This window comes from Acinetobacter sp. 148 (genome assembly GCF_031196675.1).
Classification (GTDB): Bacteria; Pseudomonadota; Gammaproteobacteria; order Pseudomonadales; family Moraxellaceae; genus Acinetobacter; species Acinetobacter baumannii.
Genome location: NZ_JAVIMT010000085.1, coordinates 267,131 through 280,905, shown reverse-complemented (window position 1 = coordinate 280,905; position 13,775 = coordinate 267,131). Strand labels below are relative to the sequence as shown.

At 38.7% G+C, this 13,775-nt stretch carries 8 protein-coding genes and 1 pseudogene; 1 reads left to right on the top strand and 8 read right to left on the bottom strand.

What is annotated here, in order from left to right; all coding sequences use genetic code 11:
• Window positions 1–127 (top strand): annotated as a pseudogene (locus tag RFX69_RS16705) (pyridine nucleotide-disulfide oxidoreductase); the annotation flags it as partial.
• Window positions 128–180: 53 nt separating this feature from the next.
• On the opposite strand, the gene RFX69_RS16700 reads toward RFX69_RS16705, so the two are convergent.
• The 8 genes from RFX69_RS16700 to RFX69_RS16665 all read right to left on the bottom strand — a co-directional run bounded on the left by RFX69_RS16700 (window position 181) and on the right by RFX69_RS16665 (window position 13,744).
• Window positions 181–2,187, bottom strand: a complete 2,007-nt coding sequence (locus tag RFX69_RS16700; protein ID WP_000498044.1) for a triacylglycerol lipase — start codon at window positions 2,185–2,187, stop codon at window positions 181–183.
• A 116-nt stretch (window positions 2,188–2,303) separates the two neighbouring features.
• Complete coding sequence (locus RFX69_RS16695; RefSeq protein ID WP_001009742.1) at window positions 2,304–3,245, bottom strand: ABUW_2363 family tetratricopeptide repeat lipoprotein; 942 nt, start codon at window positions 3,243–3,245, stop codon at window positions 2,304–2,306.
• Window positions 3,246–3,348: 103 nt separating this feature from the next.
• Window positions 3,349–4,164 carry a serine O-acetyltransferase gene (cysE, locus tag RFX69_RS16690; protein WP_000917698.1) on the bottom strand — a complete coding sequence of 272 codons (816 nt, stop codon included), beginning with the start codon at window positions 4,162–4,164 and terminating at the stop codon, window positions 3,349–3,351.
• Window positions 4,157–4,996, bottom strand: coding sequence for an RNA methyltransferase (locus RFX69_RS16685; RefSeq protein ID WP_000051401.1), 840 nt, complete (start codon window positions 4,994–4,996; stop codon window positions 4,157–4,159). The genes cysE and RFX69_RS16685 overlap by 8 nt, the downstream gene beginning before the upstream one ends.
• A gap of 14 nt (window positions 4,997–5,010) precedes the next feature.
• The gene (dnaE, locus tag RFX69_RS16680) at window positions 5,011–8,574 is read right to left on the bottom strand and encodes a DNA polymerase III subunit alpha (protein ID WP_001160984.1); all 3,564 of its coding nucleotides are present in this window, start codon (window positions 8,572–8,574) and stop codon (window positions 5,011–5,013) included.
• Window positions 8,575–8,789: 215 nt separating this feature from the next.
• Window positions 8,790–9,857 carry a type II asparaginase gene (locus RFX69_RS16675; protein ID WP_000956445.1) on the bottom strand — a complete coding sequence of 356 codons (1,068 nt, stop codon included), beginning with the start codon at window positions 9,855–9,857 and terminating at the stop codon, window positions 8,790–8,792.
• Between the two features lie 683 nt (window positions 9,858–10,540).
• Window positions 10,541–11,848 (bottom strand): dicarboxylate/amino acid:cation symporter, encoded by a 1,308-nt coding sequence (locus RFX69_RS16670; protein ID WP_045544229.1) that lies wholly within the window; start codon window positions 11,846–11,848, stop codon window positions 10,541–10,543.
• 465 nt (window positions 11,849–12,313) lie between these two features.
• On the bottom strand, window positions 12,314–13,744 hold the full coding sequence (locus RFX69_RS16665) for a pyridoxal phosphate-dependent aminotransferase (RefSeq protein WP_000078703.1): 1,431 nt from the start codon (window positions 13,742–13,744) through the stop codon (window positions 12,314–12,316).
• Window positions 13,745–13,775: the final 31 nt, after the last annotated feature.

The following is a 13,775-nucleotide window of genomic DNA, read 5'->3' as shown; positions in this document are numbered from 1 at the left end:
TGTAAAAGGTGTATTTGCTGCGGGTGACTGTACGACTGTACCGTACAAGCAGATCATTATTGCTACAGGTGAAGGCGCTAAAGCATCACTCTCTGCGTTTGATTACATTATTCGTTCTGGGCAGTAAAATCTAACCTAAAACAAAAGAGCCAAAGGATATCCTTTGGCTCTTTTTATTTTTTATGGTTTATACAAACCATGTTCAACTAAATGCTCTCGTAAAATACGACGTAGTTCTAATACGGCTTGTGGTGTTAACTGAATAGAGTGTCCACCCGGTAGAACTTTCTCAGATTTAGCACCTTCTAAGTGAGCACTTTTATAAGGAACAATACCATCGGTAATTACATTTGGATCATCACTTTTGGTAATGTTGCCCATAATTGAGTGGAAGATTAACCCTTGATGTGGATTAATATTCTCAGTGAGTTCCATAAATTTAGATTGATGGCTTAAGTCGCTTGGTCCATTTTGAATCAGGCCATTATCAATATTATTCAAGAAATCTTTAATATCTAAATTTTCTGTGGTGAGTGAAGTTGCAACAGCTGATAAAAAAGCACCCGGTAAGCGGATAATTTTACGCGCAGCTAATGTGAACCAACGATCGGCATAATCTGTACCTCGGTGTGGCGATGCCAAGAAAATTGCACGATCAAAGTTACTAATTGAATGCATTTGCAACCGTTCCGTCACCATAGGGTGTTTCTTAAAACGGTTTTGCTGACGGATCGTCATCATCTCCAAGGCAGGTTTAGTAATATCAGCATCACTTACAAGTAAACGGCTAATAATTCCTCCCATACTATGACCCACAAGCACAGCATCATGCGCAGCAGGATCACTTGGGTTTAACGAACCGAACGCTTGTTTTAAGAGTGCATAAATCTGGAACCGGCTTTCCAGAATTGGCATATTGGTCGAGTAGAAAACTTGCCAAACTTGATAGTTATCTCTTAAAACAGTATCGCCCATGACATCGTTAGTGAGTGCAATCCATGCCTCAGGACTACTTGCCAAACCATGGACCAACACAATAATTTTTTTGTTTGGATTATAAGGTTCAAGCATATATAAATGCGGCATGGTTAAGTGCTGATCACGATCAATCAAGCTTAAATAAGCCGCTACACCTAGGTTGTTTTCAGCTAACCACAGACCATAAGGAGCTGAGAAGTTTGCAGCTAAAGGATATTGCTTACCAGCGACATTAATATTATCGGTTCGATAAGGATCATAAACCCGAATTACAAATTCTGGGTCATTAATAATTTCTTGAACGGTTTTGGCATGTTTAGGCTCTGCAACAATAGTTGCCGCTAAATAACGTGCATGGTGAATATTAGGATTTACACCATTTTTATAGCTGTAATTAAGTGGATCTAAAATGTATTCATTAATGTCTTCTTTGCCTGAACTTGGGAAGACAGCTACAAATTCGGAACCGAAACCATCACGACGGTTGATTGTTCTTAAACCTGAGAAATTTAAGTTATAACTTGAAATTAATTTTTCTAATTTTTGGCCAGATAATTGTCTATGAAACTCAAAATCAATTGAATATACACTCTTACCAATATGGATTTGTGGCTCTACCACATTTTTTTGTGGATACCTTAAATCATACACACTGACCATTTTGGCAATCGCTTGATTATAGAAGTCGCGTATCTGAACTTGTCTATTATCAAAAATACGATCAGTTGGCTGACGTTTTGTAGAAAACAGATAAGCATAGCTATAACGGATACTCTTATCGAGTAGACTTAACTGTTGATCTAAGCATTCATCATATTTATTTTGAATAACTTTTTGTTCTTCAGTTGGCTTATGTTTAGTGAAACGACTAATTTTACATTCAGAAGAATCTGACAAAGCCATTGCTTTCGCCAGATACATTTCACTTGCAGCCGATAACAGCTGTTCATCTAAAATTTGGGGCAGATTTTTAAGTTGATTAACACAAGTATCTGGGGAGTCTGTACAGGCCTTAGCTTCTTGCCCTGACATGGACAAAACATTAAGACTTGCTTCACTTAGTTTATCTTGGGTAAGAATACTATTACGCTCATTTGCAATAGTAACGTTGAGAGCTTGTTGCTTAACATTGACGACCTGACATCCACTCAGGATTGAACCGAGGAGTATGACCGTGAAGAGCGCTGAGTTTCTTTTTCTAACAAACATTATGGTCAAATATGTGGATCAGTAATATGCTGATCATACAAATTTTAAAGTATTTTTCAATTGATCAAACATAAAAAAAGGGCTGTCAAATCAGCCCTTTTTTAAAGTTTAAGTGCTTACTTTTTTGTAGCTGCGCTTGGGGTAGCAGAAGACATAGCAGGGTTTGTTAAAACTTGCCATACATTCCAGCGACCTTGTTTTTCAATTTCTTGAATTAAACGGTCTGCTACTTCAGCTTCATCAGGGTATTTAACCTTGTAATTTTTTAGAGTCTGGATCGCATTTTTCTTTTGTTCCATTGCAATATAGTTATTTGCAGCGGCTAAATATGCTTCCTGAACATTACCTTTAATAGCTTTATCTAAATACGGAATAGCCTCACGTTGACCACCACCTTCAGACAAACCAAAACCAAACCAGAAATTCGCTTCAGCATCATCTGGATTAATTTTTAAAAGTCTTTGTGCATATTCTAAAGACTTAGTGGTATGAGCAGTACCTAGATCAAGGTTACGGGCAAGTACACTTGCTTTAAAAGCACGAATAAGAATATCAAATGAAGCATCTGGATTAGCAGCTAAAGTATCTAAGCGCTGAGTGACTTCCTTAAGTTTGCTTTCAAAGCCTTTACGTTCTTGACGGTCAGTAAAACGAGGCGGATAGTGACGCGCTTTACCTTCAACAAGTTGTAAGAAGTCATCAATTTCAGTTACATCAATTTCATTATTGCCCGCTAAAACTGCGTACTTCATTGAACGTTGTGAGTTGTTGACTGTAGGTACAATCAGTTTATTCGTATCTAATGTAAGTGTTTTGGTTGGATCATCCTGACGAGTTACAACCATTTTGGTTACAGGCTGTGCAGCAGCTTCTTTTAAAGCAACTTCAAATGCAGGCGGAGCATCATAATTAAATGGGTTTAATGCATAAAATGGAGGTGTAAGCTCTGGTTCCTTAAAAACAAACGGCTCAATTTTTTGTTCTTTTACAGGTGCCATGGTACACGCTGTTAAACTTGAGGTCGCAAGAAGGATATATGCCAAAGGCTTAAAATTCATAGGATCTTCCGTTCATTTTATAAAGTTAAATAAGGTACAACAAGTCTAGGAAAACCTAAACCGACATGCAAGGGTAAGCGTGTTACATTATGAATCAAGAATATTACGTTTTTGATGTCTTATTCTGTGCACCGCATTCACGACGAACTTCTTCAAGAATTTTTAGCTCTTCATCACTAAAAGGCTGTTCATCTTGACTTTCTTTTTTGAAAGTTGGGTCAAGTTCGGACAAACGCTGGCACAAATTATTCATACGCGTTTCATTGTGCTGAATACGGTCAAGTAAAACTCGCATTCCTTCTAAAATTGGGTCAGATTGATCAGCAGTAGTCGCATACGGAGCAAAACCAATACTTTGTGCATAATCACGGCGACGTTCTTCATCTTTATCTTTAGTTTTGTCGGCATCTTTATAGATATAACGTGCAGGGTTACCAACAGCTGTTACACCAGCAGGAACTGCTTTTGTGACTACCGCATTTGAACCAACTTTGGCACCTTTACCTACCGTAAATGGACCTAAGATTTTCGCACCAGCACCGACAACCACGCCATCTTCTAAAGTTGGGTGACGTTTACCTTTATTCCAAGTCGTACCACCTAAGGTAACACCGTGGTATAGCGTTACATCATCACCAATTTCAGCAGTTTCACCAATTACAACGCCCATGCCATGATCGATAAAGAAGCGTTTGCCGATTTTAGCACCAGGGTGAATTTCAATACCCGTTGCAAAACGACTAAATGACGAAACAAAACGGGCGGTACCTTTGCAATCTTTTTTCCACAATTCATGTGCAAGTCTATGCAAAAGTAAAGCGTGTATACCCGGGTAAGTGGTAAGTACTTCGAGTGTATTTCGTGCAGCAGGATCTCGCGCGAATACAGCCTGTATATCTTCTTTAAGCTGTTTAAGCATTGGATTGATCCTCCTTGTCCGATGATGCTTTTTTCCATTTGCCGCTTGTGAGGGCTTGGACTCGACTAAAAATACCGCGAAGTAAATGATATTCCATACGATCTAATTGTATACGACCAAATAAACGACGCAAGCGTAAAGGTAGTAAACGTGGATTTTCTGGATCTAAAAATTCAATTTCGGTGAGCATTTTTTCCAAATGAGGGTAGAACTCTTCCATTTGCTGCTGAGTCACTAACGGCTCATCCCATTGCATGCTTTGACCTTGAGCAAGCGGCATTTGCCCAGCATCAGAAGCAACTTCTTTTTGCTCTAATACCGACATACGAAGTTCATAACAAACCACTTGAATCGCTTGAGCAACGTTAAGTACACCATAGTCCGAGTTTACAGGAATAGTAAGGTGATAGTTTGCCAAAGCCAATTCTTCATTGGTTAAACCGCGGTCTTCACGTCCAAAAACGATCGCAATTTGTTGTCCTTGTGCAGCCGCCTTGATTGCTTCTTTGGAAGCAGGGCGAACATCTAACAAAGGCCATGGAATAGTACGGCTTCTTGCACTTGTTCCGAAAACTAAATGGCAATCTTTAATTGCTTCTTCGAGTGTTTCAACAATTTCAACCTGTTCTAATAAATCTTGTGCACCAGCAGCAAGCGCCTGAATATCTGGATGTGGGTAGGTTTTTGGTGAAACCAGAACCAACTTACTCAAGCCCATCGTTTTCATTGCGCGTAAAGCACTGCCAATATTAGCCGGTAAAGTGGTATTGACCATGACAATACGCACTTGTGCTAATTGTTTTGACACGGCGGTGTCGTCAAACAAACTCATAAGATTTCCAGAAATTACGAATATTGAGAAACTTCGCTTTGGTATGAATCCAATGCATCATCAATAGTCATGTCCACAGGAGGTGAGGCAACAGGTTGTGGACGAACAGGTTCTGCTGCTTTAGCTGCCTTAGATTTTACCTGATATTCAATATGAATATTATCCTTACCAAAGTAATCTCTTAGTTTGGCAAGAAGTTCATCTAAAGGAGCGACTTTCCATTGTGGGCCAAGCTGAAGCTCAGCCTGAGCATATGGTTGGTCAATCTGTAACTGTATTGCAATATGCTGATGCATATCGACATTACAATACGGCAATAATATATTTTGTAGATCTTTTGCCAAACTTGGTTGCAATAGATCATGGGTTAATTTGATTTGAATACTATTGGCACGTTTTTGTCTGATTTCATTTAAGCTAAACGCTTTGTTCAAGCGTCCCATTGGACGATCAAAACCTTCACGCTCATAGATTTCGCCTTCAAAGACGACTACGCGCTCAACTTGAATAATATCTTTAAAGCGTTGGAAACGTTCGTGGTTACAGCTGACTTCAATACGCGCTGTTCCGTCGTCAAGTACAATAACAACACGGTTTGGGAAATTCGCTACATCAAGGACAAGTCCTGCATAAACAGTCGTTACACCGCGACGAGTTGCGGTAATTTCATTAAGTTTTGCAGGAATAAACGCTTTGAGTTCTTGACGATAAACATCAATTGGGTGACCTGTTAAATATAGTCCAAGTGTATCTTTTTCGCCTTTGAGACGAACTTCATCACTCCATGGCTTAACAGGTTTAGCTGGTTTACGTTGAACTTCTTCAACTTCACCAAATAAGTCCATAATACCGCTTTCACGGTTACTACGTGCTTGTTCGGCAGCTTGTACAGCTTCTGGCAATTGAGCCATTAGACTTGAACGTTCAATACCTAAACAATCAAGCGCACCAGCACGGATAAGTGCTTCTAAGGTTCGTTTATTGATTTTTTTCAAATCAATACGATGGCAGAAATCAAATAGGTCAGTATAAGGCCCTTGTTGGCGACGTGAGTCAATAACAGACTGCATTGCCTGTTCACCAACACCTTTAATTGCCCCTAAACCATAAACAATGGTTTTATCATCACTCGCATGGAAATGATAAGTCGACATATTGACTGATGGCGGTAAGACCTCGAGTCCGTTATTTCGGCAGTCATCAATCAAAAATACGACACTGTCAGTGTTCTGCATTTCCGATGACATTACTGCTGCCATAAATTCGGCAGGATAGTGGGCTTTTAACCATGCTGTATGGTATGCAACAAGCGCATAGGCTGCGGCATGTGATTTGTTAAAACCATAGCCTGCGAACTTTTCCATATAGTCGAAGATATGGTTAGCTGTGCTTTCATCAATACCTTTTTGTCCAGCACCCTCAAGGAAGATTTGGCGCTGTTTCACCATTTCTTCAGGTTTCTTTTTACCCATTGCACGGCGGAGCAAGTCAGCGCCACCGAGTGTGTAACCTGCACAAATCTGTGCAGTTTGCATTACCTGTTCTTGGTAAACCATAATCCCGTAGGTTGGTTCTAATACACCTTCTAGCAATGGATGAAGATACTCAAATTCTCCACCATGCATACGGTGAATAAAGTCTGGGATCAGATCCATCGGACCCGGACGATATAAAGATACGAACGCAATAATTTCTTCGAATTTACTTGGACGCGCTTCTTTAAGCATTCGTTTCATACCGACGGATTCAAACTGGAATACCGCGGTTGTATTTGCATCAGCAAAGACAGAATAAGCTTTAGGGTCGTCAAGAGGGACGTGCGAAATGTTTAAAGGGTCATTGCTATCGCGGTTTTTATTAATATTTTGGATAGCATCTTCAATAACGGTTAAGTTACGTAAACCCAAGAAGTCGAACTTTACGAGACCTGCAGCTTCTACATCATCTTTATCGTACTGTGCTACGCGGTTAGTACCGTCTGCGTCACAAAGCACAGCAGAGAAGTCGGTAATTTTACCGGGTGCAATAACAACACCACCGGCATGTTTACCTGTATTTCTGGTAATACCTTCTAACTTTAATGCCATTTCCCAAATTTCGCTGGCATCATCATTATCTGGGTTGGAAGGGTTGGTAACAATATCTTTAAGCTGAGGTTCCATTTCAATCGCAGTTGCCAAATCCACACCAAGTGGCTTAGTTGGAACCATTTTTGAAATACGGTCAGCTAGACCATAAGACTTCCCTAAAACGCGGGCAACGTCACGAATCGCACCTTTTGCAGCCATCGTACCGAACGTTGCAATCTGAGAAACCGCTTCACGGCCATAAGTACGTGATACATAATCGATCACACGGTCACGACCTGCGATACAGAAATCGACGTCAAAGTCGGGCATCGATACACGTTCCGGGTTTAAGAAACGTTCGAAGAGGAGGTCATAACGAAGTGGATCAAGATCTGTAATTTTTAAGCTATAAGCTACTAATGAACCTGCACCTGAACCACGGCCCGGTCCAACAGGGACACCATTGTTTTTCGCCCATTGAATGAAGTCCATGACAATCAGGAAGTAACCAGGGAATCCCATTTTCAGGATGATTCCGACTTCATAATCTATTCGTTCATCATATGGTTTACGAATTTCGGGCCAGTCTTCACCACGCTTTTCGACAGGGTAAAGGTAATTTAAGCGCTCTTCCAAACCTTCCTTTGATAAGTGCTCAAAATAGGTATCGATGGTAAAACCATCAGGAATTGGATACTCAGGTAAAAAGTAAGTACCGAGCTTTAAAGTGACATTACAGCGTTTAGCGATTTGATAGGTGTTTTCAATAGCACTAGGAATATCTGAGAACAGCTCAATCATTTCATCAGAAGTTTTGAAATACTGCTCTGGACTATATAAGCGCGGACGTCGATCATCTGCTAAAACATAACCATCTGCAATACATACACGAGCTTCGTGCGCTTCGAAATCTTCTTTTTCAATAAAGTGCACATCGTTGTGTGCAACAACACCAATATTATATTTGGCTGCAAGTTTGGCAGCTTCTTGAATAAAGTCTTCTTCGCCAGGACGATCAGTACGTGTTAAGGCTAGATAAACACGATTACCAAACTTTTCGATCCACTCTTCAAGTAAAGGTTCTGCTTTTTGCGGGTTAGATGAGCAAAGCATTTGCCCAACATCACTATGCTGGCCAAGTAAAACAATAATATCTTGATGCTGCTCTAGAACCCATTCTTTTTGTACACAAGGGATACTGAGTTGTTGACCTTCAATAAAGCCACGCGAAACAATTTCAGTCAGCCCTTTCCATCCAATATCGCTCATTGCAAGCAAAGTTGCACGATGTTGGGCATCATTAAGACGGATTGTACTACCCAAAATAGGCTTAATGCCTTTCTTAAGGCAAGAGTTATAAAATTTTACAGCAGCATGAAGGTTAGATAAGTCGGTAAGTGCCAGCGCAGGCATTTCATCCTTTACCGCAGTCTTGACCAAGTCGGGTATGCGAACAATCGACTCTGTAATCGAAAATTCTGTGTAAATACCGAGATGAACAAACTGCATAAACCAATCCTTAATGCGACCGCAGCATAGTTTAACACGCAAAGTTCAAACGAAATGCTTAATATTTTGGCAACTGTTATGGATTTTAGTATTTAAACAGAAGGTTGAGAACACGAAAGTGAAGGATTGATCAAAGTTGTTCTTTTATTTTTTAAAGAGAAAATTAAAGCGAGTAAAGAGAACCAGCCCAAATTGATTTGGGCTGGCTAGAAATTTTAGTACTGCCAGAACATGCGTTGAATTTCTTTTGCATCGTTGGTTTTTGTAAGTGCCAACGCTGCAAGAAGACGCGCTTTTTGAGGATTCAAATCATGAGCTGCTACCCAACCATATTTAGAGTCAGGTTGTTCTGCATCACGTAACACAAAACCTTGTGGAACGCGTGATGAGCGGATAATTTGAATACCGTTTTTGTCATGAAGGTTTTGTAATGTTGGAACGATATATTTCGCTACAGAACCATTACCTGTACCTGCATGAATAATCGCTTTAGCGCCAGCTTTTGCATATGCTTCATAAGCATCAGGAAGCATAGAGTCAGAACCATAAACGATTTGTACTGTTGGAAGAGCATCACCTTTAATATTTTCAATATTAAATTCTGAAGCATTGGTATGACGTTTAACAGATTGTCTAAACCAATATGGTTTGCCTTCAACAAGTGTACCCAAAGCACCCCATTGGCTTACAAAAGCATTTGTATGAATGTTGATGCCTTTAGTTACATCACGAGCAGCAAAAATAGAGTCGTTCATGAGAACCATAACGCCTTTATTTTTTGCATCATCAGAAGCGGCCAATGCAACAGCACTATAAAGGTTAAGTGGACCATCTGCTGAAAGAGCAGTTGATGGGCGCATTGAGCCAACAAGTACGATTGGTTTATCAGTATGAACAACAAGATTTAAGAAAAATGCTGTTTCTTCTAAAGTATCTGTACCGTGTGTAATCACAACGCCATTTACAGTTGGCTTTTTAACAAGTTCATTTACTTGACGAGCAATTTGTAATAATTCCTTGTCAGTAATACTTTCAGAAGCTACTTGTAATGCTTGGATACCAGATACATTCGCCAAATCTTGAATTTGAGGAACTGCATTGATTAAAGCATCAACTGGAACTTTTGCCGCCGTATAAGTTGCACTATTTGCTGAGCTTGCACCAGCACCAGCAATGGTACCGCCAGTAGCGACCACAACAACATTGTTTTTTGCGTAAAGTGGGAGAGAGCAGGCTAATAAGCCCATCGCTAAACCGAAAGATTTAACAGTTTTAGTCAACATCGAAAATATCCTTATGAAGTGACGAAGTATAAAGTTTGCCGAATACGCCTGCTTTTCCTAAGCAAAATACATACCATATAAAACATATCCGTAACTTGTTTGAATAAAAGCATCCTTGAATATCATTTTGTTTCGACAACAATCATTTAATCATTGCTTTTATTCAGCGCTAATAAATATCATGAAAAAAATAAAAAATCTATTAAGTTTTTCTAATTTATCTGAATTTATTTACTTTTTAATATAATTCACGCAAATGATTTTTTAGTCTTTATAAAATTAAAAAATAATAGATTGGGTTGGGTCTTTATTTAACATTTGGTGGATTTATTGAATTGATTTTTAAAACTATATTTATTAAGAATATAAAATAAAATTTTTCATGTTCAAATTAAATAATAATCTTAATTGTTTAATATAATGAATCAATCATAAATTGAATTAAAAAATAATCAGTTAGTGCATATTTCTGAGTATATAAATTTTTGAATGATTGTTTTTTATTCTGTTTTTAAGGTTTACTTTTAAGAAATTTAATAGGAATTAAAATCCGTAATTTGGCCTATTATTTAATATAGAAATACTGATAACTTTTTATTGTTTAGTTTTGAGGAAAAAAAGAGCAATTTTATAAGGTCGTATAAAATTGCTCTTAAGTTGGGAGAGTGGGAGAAAAAGGAAACTTAAGCGATTGTTTGTTCTTGAGTTGATTTAATTAATACAGGCTCTGGTAATTCTTCAGTATCAGCCACTTTATCGCCTTCAAGTTTGGCAACAACTGCAGTCGCAATACTATTACCTACTACGTTTGTTGCAGTACGGCCCATATCAAGGAACTGATCAATACCAAGCAATAATAGAATGCCGGCTTCAGGCAAATGGAACATTGTGAGTGTTGCCGAGATAACCACAATAGAAGCTCTTGAAACACCAGCAATACCTTTGCTTGTCACCATAAGCGTTAACAAAATCAAGATTTGTTGGGTGAAGCTCAGATCAATATTGTAAGCTTGAGCGATAAAGAGTACTGCAAAGGTGGTGTACATCATCGAACCATCAAGGTTAAATGAATAACCTAAAGGTAAAACGAAGCTAGTTACTTTTTTAGGCACGCCGAACTTATTTAAAGCATCCATAACTTTAGGATAGGCTGATTCACTTGAAGCTGTAGCAAAAGCAAGTGTTACAGGTTCACGAATCAATTTACCTAAACGGAAGATATCTTTTTTAAGTACGATTGCGCCAACAGAGAACAAAATGACCCAAAGTAATAGCAGACCGAAGTAGAATTCTGCGATTAAAATGCCATAATCAACAATTAAGCCTAAGCCTTGTACTGTAATTGCTGAAGCGATTGCAGCAAATACTGCAAAAGGTGCGAACATCATTACGTAGTCAGTAATGCGGAACATGATTTTACTGAGTTCATCAGTTAAGCGAATGATAACTGAGTCTTTTTCTCTGCCCTGATTTACAAAAGCAAGAGCTGAACCAAAGAAAATAGAGAAAACAAGGACTTGTAAAATATCATTGTTCGCCATTGCTTCTGCAATGCTGCGTGGGAACACGTGACTCAAGAATGATTGCAGGGTAAAACCAGTAGTTGTTGGGAGAGAAGAACTACTAAGTTGTTGAGCTGTTGGTAATGCTAGGTCTAGCGCCGCGCCAGGTTGGAAAAAGTTTGCTAAACCCATACCGATGGCAAGTGAGACAAACGAAGCGGTAATAAACCAAGTCATCGACTTGAGTGTGATGCTACCAATTGAAGTTGATTTGCCCATTGAAACAATGCCGCACACAATTGTAGCAAATACCAATGGGGCAATAATCATTTTGATGAGACGTAAAAAGATATCTGTGACGATGTTGAAATAAGAAGCGATTTGCTTCAGTTGCTCGCCTTCATTAAAGAAGTGATGACAGATCCAACCCGTCAATACTCCTAGTAAAATAGCAACCACAATATACTTGAGCAATTTCTTTTGCTTCATAGGAACCTCTATCCTTTGGGTTCAATCATCTTTTAGATGGGATAACGATGATTGAAAGCTTTCCTTGTAGTTCAGTTCGGTCCTGTAACTGATTTCATCTTCCTAAATTTGCATCAGTATTAACCGAATCGAATATGGTGATGTTGTTATGGGAAGGGATTGTTGCTCGATTTTGAAGCAGTGTGAAATGCAAAAAAATATCAACTTATGCATTTTTTGCATAATAACGAAAGGAGGAATAGGGGATAAATATAGTAATTTAAACGTTTGGTAAAAAATATGGATGAGATTTTTTGAGAAAATAAGTCTTATATATTATTTTTAAAAGTTTATATTATTCAGTATATTAATTTGGTTTATTGATCTGATTAAAATAGGTGATATTAGTTATTAAATAATTATTTAAATGATATAAAAATAAAAAAAGGCACCTAATTTAAGATACCTTTTCTATTATACATTTTTTTAACGGCGATTGGCTAAGAAACGGCCTAAACGACCAATTGCTTCACGTAATTCGTTTTCTGCTGGTAAGAAAACAACACGGAAATGGTCTGGTGTTGGCCAGTTAAAACCTGTTCCTTGAACTAATAGTACTTTTTCAGCACGAAGTAAATCTAACATTAACTTTTCATCATCTTCGATTGGGTAAATGTTAGGATCAAGACGCGGGAAACAATACATTGCGCCTTCTGGTTTAACACAGCTTACACCAGGAATTTCATTTAACATTTCCCATGCGATATTACGCTGTTCATATAAACGTCCACCTGGTCGGATCAAATCATTAATAGACTGATAGCCACCAAGCGCCGTTTGAATTGCATACTGAGCTTGTACGTTTGCACATAAACGCATTGAAGCTAACATATCCAGACCTTCGATATAGTCTGCTGCACGGCTCTTATCGCCTGTGATTGCCATCCAGCCTGAACGGAAACCAGCAATACGATATGCTTTTGATAGCCCATTGAAAGAAATACATAATTGGTCGCCTGCTAAAGAAGCAACAGCAACATGTTCAATGCCGTCGTAAACGATTTTGTCGTAAATTTCGTCAGCAAATAAAATCAGGTCATGTTTCTTTGCAAGTGCCACAATTTGCTCAAGCACATGACGTGGATATACCGAACCAGTTGGGTTGTTCGGATTGATAATGACAATACCACGTGTGTTTGAAGTAATTTTACTTTCAATATCGGCAATATCAGGATACCAACTGTTTTCTTCATCACACTTATAGTGAATGGCTGTACCACCCGACAGGTTAACGGCAGCTGTCCAAAGCGGATAGTCAGGCATCGGAATGAGCATTTCATCACCATCATCGAGTAGGCCTTGCATAGCCATGACAATGAGTTCAGATACACCATTACCGATATACACGTCATTAACGTGCATATTTAAGATGCCTTTTTGCTGGTAGTACTGGCAGATTGCTTTACGTGCCGGAAAGATACCTTTTGAATCTACATAACCAATTGCATTTGGTAGGTTTAAAGCAACGTCATTAATAATTTCTTGTGGTGCTTCAAAACCAAATGGGGCAGGGTTGCCGATATTCAGCTTAATGATTTTATGTCCTTGCTCTTCCATTTCATTGGCGGCTCGTAATACTGGTCCGCGAATGTCATAACAAACATGCTCAAGCTTCGATGATTTTTTAATTTCTCGGGAAGTTGGCATGGATTGGAGAGTAGCAGTATTTTTAGACATAGCTGGATTCACTTTTGCATATCGGTATAAATAACTTTTAAATGTTTTGACTGTTACCAAATTCAGATCATGTTGATCTTTAAGTAATTCAACAATTTTTTCATGGGTAAAGCCCGATTGCTGATACTGTTTGATAACTGGTAATAGTTGCTGGAAAAGCACACTTTTTTTCTGAGACATGTTTTGTCCTATACAACCGTGCCACACAAGA